Annotated in this window: 14 protein-coding genes; 6 read left to right on the top strand and 8 right to left on the bottom strand. The window is 73.3% G+C overall.

The window, feature by feature from the left end:
• Positions 1-12: 12 nt before the first annotated feature.
• Genes IEZ31_RS25985 through IEZ31_RS25960 form a run of 6 tightly spaced genes read left to right on the top strand, consistent with a single transcriptional unit; the run spans position 13 to position 5,530 of the window.
• On the top strand, positions 13-1,179 hold the full coding sequence (locus tag IEZ31_RS25985; protein ID WP_190252581.1) for a polysaccharide pyruvyl transferase family protein: 1,167 nt from the start codon (positions 13-15) through the stop codon (positions 1,177-1,179).
• Positions 1,176-2,591, top strand: a complete 1,416-nt coding sequence (locus IEZ31_RS25980) for an FAD-dependent oxidoreductase (protein ID WP_190252580.1) — start codon at positions 1,176-1,178, stop codon at positions 2,589-2,591. The genes IEZ31_RS25985 and IEZ31_RS25980 overlap by 4 nt, the downstream gene beginning before the upstream one ends.
• A 32-nt stretch (positions 2,592-2,623) precedes the next feature.
• Positions 2,624-3,250 (top strand): FMN-binding negative transcriptional regulator, encoded by a 627-nt coding sequence (locus IEZ31_RS25975; protein WP_190252579.1) that lies wholly within the window; start codon positions 2,624-2,626, stop codon positions 3,248-3,250.
• Positions 3,251-3,293: 43 nt separating this feature from the next.
• On the top strand, positions 3,294-4,319 hold the full coding sequence (locus tag IEZ31_RS25970; protein WP_190252578.1) for a hypothetical protein: 1,026 nt from the start codon (positions 3,294-3,296) through the stop codon (positions 4,317-4,319).
• Positions 4,312-4,959, top strand: a complete 648-nt coding sequence (locus tag IEZ31_RS25965; protein WP_190252577.1) for a 4'-phosphopantetheinyl transferase family protein — start codon at positions 4,312-4,314, stop codon at positions 4,957-4,959. The genes IEZ31_RS25970 and IEZ31_RS25965 overlap by 8 nt, the downstream gene beginning before the upstream one ends.
• Before the next feature lie 4 nt (positions 4,960-4,963).
• A complete protein-coding gene (locus IEZ31_RS25960) occupies positions 4,964-5,530 on the top strand; it encodes an HD domain-containing protein (RefSeq protein WP_190252576.1) in 567 nt (188 codons plus the stop codon).
• Here the strand turns inward: IEZ31_RS25960 and IEZ31_RS25955 are convergent.
• From IEZ31_RS25955 to IEZ31_RS25920, 8 genes are all read right to left on the bottom strand, one after another.
• Entirely contained in the window at positions 5,518-6,915 is a 1,398-nt protein-coding gene (locus tag IEZ31_RS25955; protein WP_190252575.1) for a rhamnulokinase, read from the bottom strand. The two genes, IEZ31_RS25960 and IEZ31_RS25955, sit on opposite strands and share 13 nt — an antisense overlap.
• On the bottom strand, positions 6,912-8,906 hold the full coding sequence (locus tag IEZ31_RS25950; protein WP_190252574.1) for a bifunctional aldolase/short-chain dehydrogenase: 1,995 nt from the start codon (positions 8,904-8,906) through the stop codon (positions 6,912-6,914). Before IEZ31_RS25950 ends, IEZ31_RS25955 begins: the two co-directional genes overlap by 4 nt.
• Positions 8,903-10,081 carry an L-rhamnose isomerase gene (gene rhaI / locus IEZ31_RS25945; protein ID WP_190252573.1) on the bottom strand — a complete coding sequence of 393 codons (1,179 nt, stop codon included), beginning with the start codon at positions 10,079-10,081 and terminating at the stop codon, positions 8,903-8,905. Before rhaI ends, IEZ31_RS25950 begins: the two co-directional genes overlap by 4 nt.
• Positions 10,078-10,401, bottom strand: a complete 324-nt coding sequence (locus IEZ31_RS25940; RefSeq protein ID WP_190252572.1) for an L-rhamnose mutarotase — start codon at positions 10,399-10,401, stop codon at positions 10,078-10,080. The genes rhaI and IEZ31_RS25940 overlap by 4 nt, the downstream gene beginning before the upstream one ends.
• Before the next feature lie 18 nt (positions 10,402-10,419).
• On the bottom strand, positions 10,420-11,463 hold the full coding sequence (gene rhaS / locus IEZ31_RS25935) for a rhamnose ABC transporter substrate-binding protein (protein WP_229835845.1): 1,044 nt from the start codon (positions 11,461-11,463) through the stop codon (positions 10,420-10,422).
• A 57-nt stretch (positions 11,464-11,520) separates the two neighbouring features.
• Entirely contained in the window at positions 11,521-12,498 is a 978-nt protein-coding gene (locus tag IEZ31_RS25930) for an ABC transporter permease (RefSeq protein WP_190252570.1), read from the bottom strand.
• Positions 12,495-13,511 carry an ABC transporter permease gene (locus tag IEZ31_RS25925; protein ID WP_190252569.1) on the bottom strand — a complete coding sequence of 339 codons (1,017 nt, stop codon included), beginning with the start codon at positions 13,509-13,511 and terminating at the stop codon, positions 12,495-12,497. The genes IEZ31_RS25930 and IEZ31_RS25925 overlap by 4 nt, the downstream gene beginning before the upstream one ends.
• Positions 13,512-13,677: 166 nt before the next feature.
• On the bottom strand, positions 13,678-15,174 hold the full coding sequence (locus IEZ31_RS25920; protein WP_229835844.1) for a sugar ABC transporter ATP-binding protein: 1,497 nt from the start codon (positions 15,172-15,174) through the stop codon (positions 13,678-13,680).
• Positions 15,175-15,182 lie beyond the last annotated feature (8 nt).

Below are 15,182 nucleotides of genomic sequence, written 5' to 3'. Positions count from 1 at the left end.
AGGAGGCGCGCGATGAGCGAACACGGCCCGAAGGTGGGGGTCCTCGGCTCCTACGGCGGCTACAACCTCGGCGACGAGGCCATCCTCACCAGTTTGCTGGACGACCTGCGGGCCCGCCGTCCCGACGCCGAGGTCCTGGTGTTCTCCCGCGACCCGGACCACACCGCCCAGGCCCACCCGCACGTCACCGTCGCGCCGTGGGAGGGCGTGAGCCGCGACCGGACGGCCGAGGCGACCGGACGGCTCGACCTGATGGTCCTCGGCGGGGGCGGCATCCTCTACGACACGGAGGCGCGGCGGTACCTCCGGGTCGTGCGCACCGCGCAGGAGCAGCGCGTGCCGGTCTTCACGTACGCGCTGGGCGCCGGGCCGCTCACCGAGGATCTGGACTGTGCGATGGCCCGCGACACGCTGGGCGCCGCGATGGAGGTCATCGTCCGCGACGAGGAGTCGCGGGTGGCCCTGGAGGAGGCCGGGGTGAACGCCCGGGTGACGGTGACGGCGGACCCGGCGCTGTTGCTGCAGCCGGAGGAGTTCGATGCGGCGGTACTGCGGGACTCCCTGCCCCCGGGCCGGCGGGTGGTCGGCATGAGCGTGCGCGAGCCGGGCCGCGCGGCGCAGCACCTGGCCGCCGACGAGTACCACCAGCTGCTCGCCCACGTCGGCGACTACATCGTGCACCGGCTCGACGCGGCGCTGCTGTTCGTGCCGATGGAGCGCTCCGACATCCGCCACGCGCACGCCGTGCTGTCCCGGATGACGGCGGCGGAACACTGCCGGGTGCTGCACGGGGAGTACCGCCCGGGGCAGATCCTGGACCTCATGAAGCACCTCGACCTGGCCGTCGGCATGCGGCTGCACTTCCTCATCTTCGCGGCGCTCTCCGGCGTGCCGCTGCTGGCGCTGCCCTACGCCGGCAAGGTCTTCGACTTCGCACAGCGCATCGGCGCACCGGTCCCCCGCGGCGTGGTCCGGGAGGCGGCCGGCCCGCTGCTGGCCCAGGTCGACCGGCTGTGGGACGAACGGCCGCAGCGCATGGAGGACACCGGCGGCCGGGTCGCGGCGCTGCGCCAGCGGGCCACCGAGACCGGGCGCCGGCTCGGCGCGCAGCTCGACCGGATCGCGCCCAGGCCGGTCAACGTCGACGGGCACCGGCCGGCGGAACCGGTGGCGACGTGACCGCGCTGCGTCCGCCGGCGGGGTTGCCCAAGGTACGACTGGCGCCGAGGTCGGCCATCCACGGCGGCCGCACCGAGGTCCTGGTGGTCGGCGGCGGCCCGGCCGGGTTCGGCGCCGCGATGGGGGCGGCGGCCGCCGGCGCGGAGGTGGTGCTCGTCGAGCGGTACGGCTTCCTGGGCGGCAACGCGACCGCGGCGCTGGTCATGCCGCTCATGAGCTTCCACAACGAGATGCAACAGGCGGTCGCCGGCGACGACGGCCGCCTGTTGCCGACCGACCACGGCGAGGGCGAGCCGGTCGTCGCCGGCGTGCTGTGGATGCTGCTCGACCGGCTGGTCCGGGCCCGCGGCGCGATCGCGCCGAGCCCGGCCACCGGCTACACGGTGCCCTTCGACCCGGAGCTGTTCAAGCTGGTCACCTACGACATGCTCGACGGCTGCGGGGTGCGGCTGCTGCTGCACGCGTTCGCCTCCGACTGCGTCGCGCTGCCCGACGGTGGCACCCGGTGCGTGTTCGAGACCAAGTCGGGCCCGGTCGTCATCGACGCCGACGTGGTCGTCGACTGCACCGGCGACGGCGACCTGGCCGCCGCGGCCGGGGCGCCGTACGAGGTCGGCCGGCCCGAGGACGGGCTGACCCAGCCGATGACGCTGATGTTCCGGGTCGGCAACTTCGACCGGGACGGCTTCGTCGGGTACGTCCGCGACCACCCGGACCAGTGGCGGGGCGTGCACGGGCTGTGGGACCTGATCCGCGAGGCGCGCGACGCCGGCGAGCTCGACCTGCCGCGCGAGGACGTCCTGTTCTTCGCCACCCCGCACGCCGACGAGGTGTCGGTCAACTCGACCCGCTTCGGCGGCCTGGGCACCAGCGTCTGGGACCTGACCCGGGCGGAGCTGGCGATGCACCACCAGCTGGCGCAGATCGCCCGGTTCCTGCGCGACCGCGTGCCGGGCTTCGGCGGCTCGTACGTCATCCAGAGCGGCGTGCAGGTCGGCGTCCGGGAGACCCGCCGCGTGCTCGGCGACTACCAGCTCACCGGCGAGGACGTGCTGAGCGCCCGCTCGTTCCCGGACGTCGTCGCCCGCGGCGCGTACCCGGTCGACATCCACAACCCGAACGGCCCCGGCACGATCCTGCGCCGCCTGCCCCGGGGCACGTCGTACGACATCCCGCTGCGCACCCTCTTCCCCCGCGGCGTCGACGGCCTGCTCGTCGCCGGCCGCTGCATCTCGGGCGACCACGTGGCGCACAGCTCGTACCGCATCATGCCCATCTCGATGGCCACCGGCCAGGCCGCCGGGGTGTGCGCGGCGCTGGCCGCCCGGGTGGGCAAGCCCCCGCGGGAGATCCCGGCCGAGCAGGTCCAGCGCGTCCTGCGGGCCCAGGGCGCGAGCCTCCCCGACCCCTGACCGTCCCCCGGCCGCCGCCGTACACTCGGCGCGTGCTGGTGCATCCCTGGGACGCGGCCGCCACCGGCGAGGAGTGGCGGGCCTGGCTGCGCGGGCAGGACTTCGGGCAGCTCGTCGCGCCCGGGCGGGGGCGGGACCTGCCGGTCGTGGTGCCGACGCACTTCACGTTCGACGGGGACGCCACCGTGTGGCTGCACCTCGCCCGGCCCAACCCGGTGTGGCCGCTGCTGGAGGAGCATCCGCGGGCGCTGCTCAGCGTGGTCGGCGACTACGTGTACGTGCCGTCGGACTGGAACGCCAACCCCGGCACCGACGTGACGCGCGGGGTGCCGACCTCGTACTACGCGGCCGTCCAGCTCGCCTGCGACGTGCGGATCGTCGACGACCGGGCGGAGCAGGCGGCGCTGCTCGGGCGGCAGCTCGGGCACTTCCAGCCCTCCGTCGAGCGGGACGCCGTCACCGCCGGGGACCGGCTGCTGCCCGGCATCCGCGGGATCGAGCTGACCGTGACCTCGGTCACCGCCAAGTTCAAGTTCGGCGGCAACAAGACCGTCGAGCATCGTCGGGTGCTCGCCGACCGGCTGGCGGAGCGGGGCGGGCCGCTCGACGCGGCGGCCCGCGCGCACCTGCTGCGCCGCATCGATCCGGCCGATTCCTGAGAACGGGGCTGTGCGGACCGTCCCGATGCGTCAGGATCGATGAATGGCGACCACCGTTACCGAACGCACCAGTGCGACCCGGCCGGTCTCCTCCGGCCGGCGCGACCTGCTCGTCGCGCTCGCCACGCTGTGGCTGACCGGCGGGCTGTTCCTCGACGGGTGGGCGCACTCGCACGTGCCCGAGCTGGAGACGTTCTTCACCCCGTGGCACGGCGTGCTCTACAGCGGTTACGTGGTGCTCGCCCTCACCCTGGTGCCCGCCGCCCTTTGGCGCGGCCGCCCGGTCGGGCCGGTCCGCGACTGGTTCCCGGCCGGCTACGGCCTCGGGATCCTCGGCGCGGTGCTGTTCGCCGTCGGCGGCGTGGTCGACATGACCTGGCACACGCTGCTCGGCATCGAGGTCAACCTGGAGGCGCTGCTCAGCCCGCCGCACCTGCTGCTGCTCACCGCCGGCTCGCTGATGATCACCACCCCGGTGCGGGCCGCCGCGGCCCGGGGCGGGCGGCCCGCCGGGCTCGCCGCCGACCTGCCGGTGCTCATCAGCATGCTCAGCGCGACGGCCGTCGCCGCGTTCTTCCTCGACTATCTCTCGCCGTTCACCGACGCGCCGTCCGCGTCGACCGGGTTCGGCGGGCAGGCGTTCGGGATGGCGCAGCACCTCGCGTATTCCGTGCTCATGATCGCGGCGCCGCTCTTCGTGTGGAGCCGCCTGGGCCGCGTGCCGGCCGGCCTGGTCACGCTGGTGGTGGCGGCCGCCTCGGTGCCCAACGGCGTGTTCGGCGACTTCGAGAACCTGTCCGCCCAGCTGTACCCGATCATCGGGGCCGTGCTCGCCGACGCCGCCGTGCAGTGGGTCGCCGCGACCCGGCCGCGGCTCGTGCCGCTCGCCGTCGGGGTGCTGGTCCCGCTGCTCGTCTGGCCGACCCACCTGGTCGGGGTGGAGGTCTCGCTCGGTGTCGGCTGGACCGTGGAGCTGTGGAGCGGCGTGGTCGTGCTGTGCCTGCTCGCGGGCGCGGTGCTCGGCGGCCTGCTGCTGCCGCGGGCGGGGGACGGGCCCGACCGTGGATGACCTGCTGCCCGGCTTCGTCGCCGTGGAGGTGGCCGCCGACGCCGACTTCGAGGGCGAGCTGCTGCCCGCGGAGGCGGCCCACCTGAGCCCGCGGGCGGTGGCGAGCCGCCGCCGCGAGTTCACCGCCGGCCGGGTCTGCGCGCGCCGCGCCCTCGGCCGGCTCGGGGTGCTCGGCCACCCGCTGACCTCGGCCGAGAACCGCGCGCCGGTCTGGCCCGGCGGCACCACGGGCAGCATCACGCACACCGCCGGCTACTGCGCCGCCGCCGTCGCCCGCACGCCGCAGGTCCGCGCGGTCGGCATCGACGCCGAGCGCCGCACGATCCTGCCGGCCAACGTGCGCGCCTCGATCTGCCTGCCCGAGGAGCTGGACTGGTGCGCGCGGCGGCCGGGCGAGGACTGGTGGCCGGCCGTGCACTTCAGCGCGAAGGAGGTCGTCTACAAGCTGTGGTCGCCGCTCGTCGGCACCTGGCTCGACTTCCACGAGGCGCGGCTCACCCTCGACGTCGAGGCCGGCACGTGGACGGCCCGCATCGACCCGCGCAAGCTGGACAAGTCCCCCGGCGCCCCGGCCCGCTTCGACGGCCGCTTCCACGTCGCCCCGGACCTGGTCCGCAGCGCCGCCGTCGTCCCGGCGTAGCCCCATGCTCGAAGAGGCACTGCAAGCGCCGGGCCCGCGCCCCCTGCCGCCCGCCGTGGCCGACCTGCTGCGCGCCGAGCAGGCCCCGCCCCGCCTCGCGGCCCACCTCCGGCAGGTCCACGACGTCGCCTGCGACCTCCTCGACCGGCTCGCCGACGAGGTCCCCGAGCTGGAGGTCGACCGCACGGCGGTCACGTTCGGCGCGGCGACCCACGACATCGGCAAGGCCCGCCACCCGGAGGAGCTGACCGGCCCCGGCTCCCGCCACGAGCCGACCGGCGAACGCGTCCTGCTCTCCTACGGCGTCCCGGCCGACCTGGCCCGCTTCGCCGCCGTGCACGCCGACTGGGACCGGCCCGACGCAACGATCGAGGAGCTGCTCGTCACCCTGGCCGACAAGGTCTGGAAGGGCCGCCGCGACCCGGACCTGGAGCAGCGCGTCACGATCGCCGTCGCCGCCGCGACGGGCCGCGAGCCGTGGGACGCCTTCCTGCTCCTGGACGACGTCCTGACCCACCTGGCCGAGCGGGCCGACGAACGCCTCGCCTTCCAGGCGGCCTACCCGGTCTGACGCGGCTCGTAGCGGCGCACGGGCTGGGTCTCGCGCAGCAGCCTCCGCATGCCGGCCAGCGTCGGGTCGACCAGGCCCAGGGCGCGGGCCTGGACCAGGACGTTGCCCAGCGCGCCCGCCTCGACCGGGCCGGCCAGGACCGGCAGGCCGCAGGCGTCCGCGGTCAGCTGGCACAGCAGCTCGTTCTGCACGCCGCCGCCCACCAGGTGCACCACGTCGACCGCGCGGCCGGAGAGGCGTTGCGCGTCCTCGACCGAGCGGCGGTACGCCAGCGCCAGGCTGTCCAGGATGCACCGCGTCATCGCGACCGGGCCGGGCGGCACGGGCTGGCCCGTCGCCGCGCACGCGGCGGCGATGCGGGCCGGCATGTCGCCCGGGGCCAGGAACGCCGGGTCGGTCGCGTCGACGACGCTGCGGCCGGCCGGGGCCGCGGCGGCGCCGGCGAGCAGGGCGTCCAGGGTGACGTCGACGCCCGTCGACGCCCAGTGGCGCAGGCACTCCTGCAGCAGCCACAGGCCCATCACGTTGCGGAGGAATCTGACGGTACCGTCCACGCCGATCTCGTTGGTGAAACCGGCCTCGCGCGACGCGTCCGAGACGACCGGGCGGTCGAGCTCCACGCCGACGAGGGACCAGGTGCCGCAGGAGATGTACGCGAAGCGCTCCCCCTCGGCCGGCACGCCCGCCACCGCCGACGCCGTGTCGTGCGAGGCGACCACCGTCACCAGCGTCTCCTCGGGCAGCCCGGCGCCGTCGGCCACCGACCGCAGCAGGGTGCCGGCCGCGTCGCCGGGCCGCCACAGCGGGGGCAGCAGCCCGGCCGGCAGGCCCAGCCGGTCGAGCAGCGGGCGGGCCCAGCCGGTGCCGCCCGCGGCGAGCAGGCCGGTCGTCGAGGCGTTCGTGAGCTCGGCCCCCTGGGCGCCGGTCAGCCAGTACGTGATGAGATCCGGGATCAGCAGCAGCCGGTGCGCCGCCGCGAGCTGCGCCGTGCCGCGCGCGGCGAGTAGCTGGAACACCGTGTTGAACGGCTGCAGCGCGATCCCCGTCGCGGCGTACAGCTCCTCCTTCGGCTGCGCCTCCATGACGCCGTCGGTGCGCGCGTCGCGGTAGTGCACCGGGTTGCCGAGCAGCCGGCCGTCGGTGTCCAGCAGGCCGTAGTCGACGGCCCAGGCGTCGATGCCCACGCTGGCGACCGGGCCGGCCTTGCGCAGGCCGTCGAGGATCCCGCCGTACAGCTCGAGGATGTTCCAGTGCAGGGTGCCCTGGACCCGCACGGGCGTGTTGGCGAAGCGGGCGCTCTCCGCCAGCGAGAGCCTGCCGGGCCCCACCGTCGCGGTGATGACCCGGCCGCTCGACGCCCCGAGATCGACGGCGGCGATTCTCATCTGAGGAACGCGGCCGCGACGCCGGCGTCGACGGGGACGTGCAGGCCGGTCGTCTGGGACAGGTCGCCGCCGGTCAGCGCGAACACGGCGTCGGCGACGTGCTCGGGCAGCACCTCGCGCTGCAGCAGGGTGCGCTTGGCGTAGAAGGCGCCGAGCTCCTCCTCCGGCACGCCGTAGACCGCGGCCCGCTGGGCGCCCCAGCCGGAGGCGAAGATGCCGGAGCCGCGCACGACGCCGTCGGGGTTGACGCCGTTGACCCGGATGCCGTGCCCGCCCAGCTCGGCCGCGAGGAGCCGCACCTGGTGCGCCTGGTCGGCCTTGGTCGCGCCGTAGGCGACGTTGTTCGGGCCGGCGAAGACGGCGTTCTTGCTGGCGATGTACACGATGTCGCCGCCGAGCCCCTGGGCGATCATCGCGCGGGCCGCCTCGCGGGCGACCAGGAACGAGCCGCGGGCCATGACGTCGTGCTGCAGGTCCCAGTCGGCGACGGTGGTCTCCAGCAGCGGCTTGGAGATGGACAGGCCGGCGTTGTTGACGACCAGGTCGACCCCGCCGAAGGCGAGCGCGGCGGCGTCGACAGCGGCGCGGACCGCGTCCTCGTCGGTGACGTCGACGGTGACCGGCACGGCCACGTCGGCGGAGCCGAGCTCGCCGGCCACCCGGGCGGCGGCGTCCCCGTCGCGGTCGGCGACGACGACGCAGGCGCCCTCGGCGGCCAGCCGGTGGGCGATGGCCCGGCCGATGCCCGAGCCGCCGCCGGTGACCAGCGCGATCCGGGTGGCAAGGGGCTTGGGCTTGGGCATGCGCCGCAGCTTGGCCTCTTCGAGGGCCCAGTACTCGATGCGGAACTTCTCCGCCTCGTCGATCGGCGCGTAGGTGGAGACCGACTCGGCGCCGCGCATCACGTTGATGGCGTTGACGTAGAACTCGCCGGCGACCCGGGCGGTCTGCTTGTTGGCACCGAACGAGAACATGCCCACGCCCGGCACCAGCACGATCGCCGGGTCGGCGCCGCGCATCGGCGGCGAGTCGGGGGTGGCGTGGCGCTCGTAGTAGGCGGCGTACTCGGCCCGGTAGGCGGCGTGCAGCTCCCGGATCCGTTCGGGCGTCCCGCCACCCGGGTCAAGAACCAGCGGGCGGACCTTGGTGCGCAGGAAGTGGTCCGGGCACGACGTCCCCAAAGCGGCCAGCCGAGGCATCTCCGCCGAACCGACGAAGTCGAGCACGACGTCGTCGTCACGGAAGTGCCCGATTTGCCGCAGATCCGTCGACGCCAGTCCGCGCAGGATCGGCATCAGCGCCGCGGCGCGCTCCTTCCGGTCCTCCAGCGGCGGATGCACGGCCGCCCCGAACGGGTCGGGCCGTCCCCGCGACGCCAGGAACTCCGTGGCGACGCGGATGATCTCCAGGGAGTTGGCCTCGCACTCGTCGGACGTGGCGCCCCAGGCCGTGATCCCGTGCCCGCCCAGGATGACGCCGATCGCCTGGGGATTGGCGCGCTGCACGGCGGCGATGTCGAGGCCGAGCTGGAAGCCGGGCCGGCGCCAGGGGACCCAGAGCACGCGGTCGCCGAAGCACTCCTTGGTCAGCGCCGGCCCGTCCGCCGCCGTGGCGAGGGCGATCCCCGCGTCCGGGTGCAGGTGGTCCACGTGCGCCGCCCCCACGAGGCCGTGCATCGCCGTGTCGATCGACGGCGCCGCCCCGCCCCGGCCGTGCAGGCAGTAGTCGAACGCGGCCACCATCTCGTCCTCGCGCTCGACACCGGGGTACACGTCGACGAGTGCCCGCAGCCGATCCAGCCGCAGCACCGCCAGCCCGCCGGCCGTGAGCGTCCCCAGGTCGCCCCCGGACCCCTTCACCCACAGCAGGTCCACCGGTCCGCCGGTCACCGGGTCCGTCGCCGTCCCCTTCGCGGAGGTGTTCCCGCCCGCGTAGTTCGTGTTGCGCGGATCGGCCCCGAGCCGGTTCGACCGCTCGATCAGTTCCTTCATGCGCCCCAACCCGCCTGTGTGCCGCCCACGCGCTCGGCGCGGATCTTCTCGAAGTAGCCGGACCGGCGGTACGCGCCGATCGGGTCCGGGTCGAGCCCCATGTCCTCGCGGACCTCGCGGAGCAGCGGCCGGACGTCGGTGTGGTAGGCGTCCATGAGCGCCTCGTTGGCGCCGAGCACGTCGCCCTCGTCCTGCGCGGCCCTGAGTGCCGCGCGGTCGACCAGCAGGGCCTTCGCGGTGGCCTCCTGGACGTTCATCACCGAGCGGATCACGGCCGGGATCTTCGGCTCGATGTTGTGGCACTGGTCCAGCATGAACGCGATCCCCTTCCCCGACACCGCATCGGCCAGGACGATCTCGTGCAGGATGCGGAACAGCTGGAACGGGTCCGCGGCGCCGACCATGAGGTCGTCGTCGGCGTAGAAGCGGGAGTTGAAGTCGAAGCCGCCGAGCTTCCCGGCCCGCAGCAGCATCGCGACGATGAACTCGATGTTGGTGCCGGGCGCGTGGTGGCCGGTGTCGATGACGACCTGGGCGCGGTCGCCGAGGGCCATGCAGTGGAGGTAGGCGGTGCCCCAGTCGGGCACGTCGGTCATGTAGAAGGCCGGCTCGAAGAGCTTGTACTCCAGCAGCATCCGCTGGTCGCCGCCGAGCCGCGCGTAGGTCTCGGCGAGCGCCTCGGCGAGCCGGTCCTGGCGGGTGCGGACGTCGTCCTGCCCCGGGTAGTTCGTGCCGTCGGAGAACCACAGCTTCAGGTCGCGGGACCCGGTGCGGTCCATGACGTCGATGCACTCCAGGAGGTGCCCGATCGCCTTGCGCCGCACGCCCGGGTCGGGGTTGGTCACGCTGCCGAGCTTGTAGTCGTTGTCCTGGAAGACGTTGGAGTTGACGGTACCGAGCGCGACGCCGAGCTCGCGGGCATGGCGGGCCAGGTCGGCGTAGTCGTCCACCAGGTCCCACGGGATGTGCAGGGCGACCGTGGGCGCGACGCCGGTGAACCGGTGGACGGTGGCCGCGTCCGCGAGCTTCTCGTACGGGTCCCGCGGCACCCCCTCCTGCGCGAAGACCTTGAACCGGGTGCCCGAGTTCGCGTACGCCCAGGACGCCGTCTCGATCCGCTGGCCGCGCAGCTGCGCCGCGACACGCGCCCGCGTCTCCGGGGCGAGCTCAGTCATTGCGATGCTCCAAGCTGGTGCTCCAGGTTGAACACCTCGTCGAGGACGACCAGGTGTCGCCCGTTGATGAAGAAGTCGGCCATCTCGGCCTCCCACCGCGCGGACACCTCGGTGGCGTCCATGGCCGCCTGCGCGGCGGCGAGGTCCTCGGTGAGGAGGGTGCCGACGAGCAGGCCGTCCCCGCGGAGGAAGAGGGTGTAGTCGTTCCAGCCGGCGTCGCGCAGTGCCCTGAGCATGTCCGGCCAGACGTGGGCGTGGCGGCGCCGGTACTCCTCGAGCCGGTCCGGTTTGACCTGGAGCGTGAAGCAGACCCGGCGCACGCCACGGCCCCTTTCGGATCAGAAGTTGAACTGGTCGATGTTGTCGGACTTGAAGGTGAACGGGTCGCCCAGCAGTACCGTGGCGTCCTTGCCCACCGTGAACTCACCGAGCTTGCCGGCGGTGAACTTGTCGCCCTCCTTGCCGGTGATCAGGCCGGACGCGAGCGCGGCGCCCGCCCAGGCGGCGAGGTAGCCCAGGTCCGCCGGGTTCCACAGCGCGAAGGCCTTGACCGTGCCGTCCTTGACGTAGGCGCGCATCTGGTTCGGGGTGCCGAGGCCGGTGAGCTGGACCTTGCCCTTGTAGGTGGAGCCGGACAGGTAGCGGCCGGCGGCCGCGACACCGACGGTGGTCGGCGAGATGATGCCCTTGAGGTTGGGGCGCTTGGCCAGCAGGCCCTGCGCCTCCTGGAAGGACTTCTGGTCGTCGTCGTCGCCGTAGACGGTGTCGACGAGCTTGAGCTTGCTGTACTCCGGCTTGGCCAGCTCCTGCTTCATCATCTCGATCCAGGCGTTCTGGTTCGTCGCGTTGGCCGTCGCCGAGAGGATCGCGATCTCGCCGCCGTCGGGGCCGATCGCGTCGGAGATGAGCTTGATCTGGACCTTCGCGATGCCCTCGGAGGTGGCCTGGTTGATGAACAGGTCGCGGCACTCGGGCTTGGTGTCGGAGTCGTAGGTGACGACCTTGGCGCCGGCCGTGCGGGCCTCCTTGAGGGCGCCGCAGATGGCGTCCTTGTCGTTCGCCGACACCGCGATGACGTTGGTGCCCTGCTGCGACAGGGTGTTGATGTAGCTCACCTGGGCCGACGGGCTCGCCTCGGACGGGCCGGTCTCGCTGTAGACGCCCTTGAACTCCTCGACGGCGACCTTGCCGCCCTTGTTGTCGGAGGTGTCGAAGTACGGGTTGTTCACCTGCTTGGGCAGGAACGCGACCTTCAGGCCGCTCTTGATCCCGCCGCCGCCGGTGCCGCCGCTGCTGGTCGAGGACGGGGTCTCGTCCTCGGCGCAGGCGGTGGCGGTGAACGCGAGGGCGGCCGCGACCGCGAGAGCGATGACCTTTCGCATGCTCATTGAATCCTTTCAGCGGGTGTCATGACGTTGGGGTGTCGTGGGGGTGTTCCGTCATGCGGGCCGCCGGCGACGCAGGCGTTCCCGCGCCATGCCGACGACGTTCGGTCCGACGACCGAGGCGATGAGCAGCGAGCCGGTGACGATGGTCAGCGTGTTGGCCGGCACGTACGCCAGTTGCAACGCGTTGCGCAATGTGCTGAGCAGCACGACGGCGCCGATGACGCCGATCATGCCGCCGCGCCCGCCGAAGATCGAGACGCCGCCCAGGAGCACCGCCGCGACGACGGCGAGCTCCAGGCCGTTGCCGTTGTCGGCGCGGGCGCTGGCGAAGCGGAACGTCCAGAACACCCCGGCGAGCGAGGCCATCGTGCCGGTCGCGACGAACAGCCAGAACTTCGTGCGGGCGACCGCGACCCCGGCGAACCGGGCGGCCTCCGCGTTGTTGCCCATGGCGTAGAGCCCGCGGCCGATCGGCGTGGCGTGCAGGATCACGCCGAAGAGCACGGCCAGGGCGGCGACGACCAGGATGAACCACGGGATGGTGAGCCCGGGGATCGCGCTGACCGCCGAGTCGGTCCAGGAACTCGGGTAGTCGGAGATGGCCCGGTCCCCCAGCGCCACGTAGGCGAGGCCGCGGTACAGGGCCAGGGTGCCGATGGTGACCGCGAGGGACGGCAGGCCGAAGACGGTCACGAACAGGCCGTTGACCGCGCCGGCCACCGCGCCGAGCAGCAGGCACAGCACGACGAGCAGCGGCAGGCTGGTCACGCCGCGCGCCCACAGGTCGCCCATGACGGCGCAGGTGAGGCCGAGGACGCTGGCGACGGAGAGGTCGATCTCGCCGGTGATGACGACGAGCGTCATCGGCAGGGCGATGATCGCGATCGGGATCACCTCGAGCGTGACGAACCGCCAGAACCGGGGGCTGGCCACCCCGTCGATGGTCGACGCGCCGATGACCACGACGAGCACCAGCGCGACGAGAACGACGACGTCCCAGGTGCCGAGGGCCCGGACCTTGCCGGTCATTTCGCTCCTCCGAGCTGCTTGGCAACCCGCACCGACAGGGCGCGGTCGAGGCCGATCGCGGCCAGGATCAGGGCGCCGACGGAGGCGCGCTGCCAGAACGGGGTGGTGCCGAGCACCGGCAGCGCGCTGCCGATCGTGGTGAGCAGCATGGCGCCGAGGGCGGCGCCGTACACCGAGCCGCTGCCGCCGAAGATGGCGACGCCGCCGACGACGACCGCGGCCACGACGTTGAGCTCCTGGCCGTTGCCGGCGTTGGCGTCGAGGGTGCCGAACCGGGCCACGTACAGCACGCCGGCCAGGCCGGCGAGGGCGCCGCTCGCGACGAAGGCGGCGAAGACGCGCCGGCCGACGGCGATGCCGGACAGCCGGGCGGCGGTGGGGTCGGAGCCGATCGCGTACAGTTCGCGGCCGCTGCGGTACGACTTGAGGAAATAGCCGGCGCAGAGCACGACGACGACCGCGAACACCGTCAGGACCGGCACGCCGAGCACCGTGCGCGTGCCGAGGTGCAGGAACGCCGCCGGGATGTCGGCCGCGTTGATCTGCTTGCCCTTGGCCCACTGGTAGTCGATGCCGCGGAAGACGTACAGCGTGCCGAGCGTGACGACCAGCGCCGGCACCCGGGCGGCGGCGATGAGGGCACCGTTGACCGCGCCGCACACCGCCCCGAGTGCCGCGCCGGCCAGGACGACCACCGGGATCGGCAGGCCGGGGTGGTCGAGGAACAGCGTGCCGGTGAGGAACGCCGAGAGGCCGAGGACGGAGCCGACCGACAGGTCGACGTTGCGCGTGATGACGACGATCGCCTGGCCGGTCGCGAGGATCGCCAGGATCGTCGAGCCGAGCAGCAGGTCCTTGACGCTCTGCGCGGACAGGAACCGCGGGTTGGTGATCGCCGTGATCCCGATCAGCAGGACGAGGGCGACGAGGATGCCGAGCTCGCGGACCAGGAACACCTTGTGGGTGATCCGGGTCTTCGCGCTGCTCTCGACACGCTCCGCGACGGCGGTCATGCGTCCTCCGCTTCGCTCCGGCCGCATGCCTTCCACACTGAGCCGATGATGCCCGGCCTCCTCCGCTTCGCTCCGGAACCGGTCATGCCGCCTCCGCTTCGCTCCGGCCGCATGCCTTCCGAGCTGAGCCGATGATGACCGGCCCCTCCGCTTCGCTCCGGACCGGTCATGCGCTCACCTGCCCGGTCGCTGCCAGCATGACGGACTCCTCGTCGGCTTCGGTGCGGGGAATGTCGGCGGCGAGCCGCCCTTCGTGCATGACGAGCACCCGGTCGGCCATGCCGAGCACCTCGGGCAGCTCGCTGGAGACCATGAGGACGGCGACGCCGTCCTTGGCCAGGCTGCTCAGCAGCCGGTGCACCTCGGCCTTGGTGCCCACGTCGATGCCGCGCGTCGGCTCGTCCACGATGAGCACGCGCGGCTCGGTCGACAGCCACTTGGCCAGCACGACCTTCTGCTGGTTGCCGCCGGACAGCGTGGACACCGGGTCGCTGAGCCGGGACGCCTTGACCTGCAGCCGCTCGGCCCAGGTGCGGGCCTCGCGACGCTCGGCGGCGCCGAACAGCAGCCCGAGGCTCGCCAGCGACCAGCGGCGCGGCAGGGTGGCGTTGCGCTCGACCGACAGCTCCATCACGAGCCCCTGCTGGCGGCGGTCCTCCGGCACCAGCGCGAGCCCGGCGGCGATGGCGGCCCGGGGGCTACCCTTGCCGAGCTCCCTGCCCTCGACGATGACCTGGCCCGAGTCGTAGCGGTCGATGCCGAACACGGCGCGGATGACCTCCGAGCGGCCGGCCCCGACCAGTCCCGCGAGCGCGACGATCTCCCCACTGTGGACGGTGAAGCTCACGTCCTCGAACACCCCGGCCCTCGTCAGGTTCCTGAGCTGCAGGCGCGCCTCGCGGACCTCGGTGTCCTGCTTGGGGAACAGCGAGGACACCTCGCGGCCGACCATGCGGCGCACCACCCGGTCGACGGTGAGCTCGCCGGCGAGGTCGGTGGAGACCCACTGCCCGTCGCGCATGACGGTGATCCGCTGGCAGAGCGCGAACACCTCGTCGAAGCGGTGCGAGATGAACAGCACGGCCGCGCCGTTGTCCCTGAGCGACCGCGCGACGGCGAAGAGCCGCTCGACCTCGACGCCGGACAGCGCCGCGGTCGGCTCGTCCATGACCAGCACCCGCGCGTCGAACGACAGCGCCTTGGCGATCTCGACCAGCTGCTGGTCGGCGATCGACAGGCCGCGCGCCGGCCGGTCGGGGTCGAGGTGCACGCCGAGCCGGGTGAACAGCTCGGCCGTGCGGCGGCGCATCTCGGCGGCGTCGATGCGGCGCAGGCCGCGCAGCGGCTGGCGGCCCATGAAGATGTTCTCGGCGACGGAGAGGTCCGGGAAGAGCGTCGGCTCCTGGTAGATGACGGCGATGCCGGCGGCGCGGGCGTCGGCCGGACCGGCGAACACGAGCGGCTCGCCGTCGAGGGTCAGGGTGCCGGCGTCGGGGGCGTGCGCGCCGGCGAGGATCTTCACCAGCGTCGACTTCCCGGCGCCGTTCTCGCCGACCAGCGCGTGCGCCTCGCCGGCGTGCAGCTCCAGCCGGACGTCGCGCAGGGCGGCGACGGCGCCGAAGGACTTGCTCACGCCGTCGAGGGCGAGCAGCGGACCGGTCACTGGCGGGG

It is taken from the genome of Dactylosporangium sucinum, from assembly GCF_014647515.1.
Lineage (GTDB): Bacteria > Actinomycetota > Actinomycetes > Mycobacteriales > Micromonosporaceae > Dactylosporangium > Dactylosporangium sucinum.
The sequence above is the reverse complement of the archived record's forward strand: the minus strand, read 5'-3'. Positions and strand labels throughout refer to the sequence as shown.

Coding starts and splice junctions, on each gene's coding strand:
- IEZ31_RS25950 (WP_190252574.1), bottom strand. CDS start 8,906: ATGAAGGAACTGATCGAGCGGTCGAACCGGCTCGGGGCCGATCCGCGC.
- IEZ31_RS25955 (WP_190252575.1), bottom strand. CDS start 6,915: ATGAGAATCGCCGCCGTCGATCTCGGGGCGTCGAGCGGCCGGGTCATC.
- IEZ31_RS25960 (WP_190252576.1), top strand. CDS start 4,964: ATGCTCGAAGAGGCACTGCAAGCGCCGGGCCCGCGCCCCCTGCCGCCC.
- IEZ31_RS25985 (WP_190252581.1), top strand. CDS start 13: ATGAGCGAACACGGCCCGAAGGTGGGGGTCCTCGGCTCCTACGGCGGC.
- rhaS (WP_229835845.1), bottom strand. CDS start 11,463: ATGCGAAAGGTCATCGCTCTCGCGGTCGCGGCCGCCCTCGCGTTCACC.
- IEZ31_RS25970 (WP_190252578.1), top strand. CDS start 3,294: ATGGCGACCACCGTTACCGAACGCACCAGTGCGACCCGGCCGGTCTCC.
- IEZ31_RS25925 (WP_190252569.1), bottom strand. CDS start 13,511: ATGACCGCCGTCGCGGAGCGTGTCGAGAGCAGCGCGAAGACCCGGATC.
- rhaI (WP_190252573.1), bottom strand. CDS start 10,081: ATGACTGAGCTCGCCCCGGAGACGCGGGCGCGTGTCGCGGCGCAGCTG.
- IEZ31_RS25930 (WP_190252570.1), bottom strand. CDS start 12,498: ATGACCGGCAAGGTCCGGGCCCTCGGCACCTGGGACGTCGTCGTTCTC.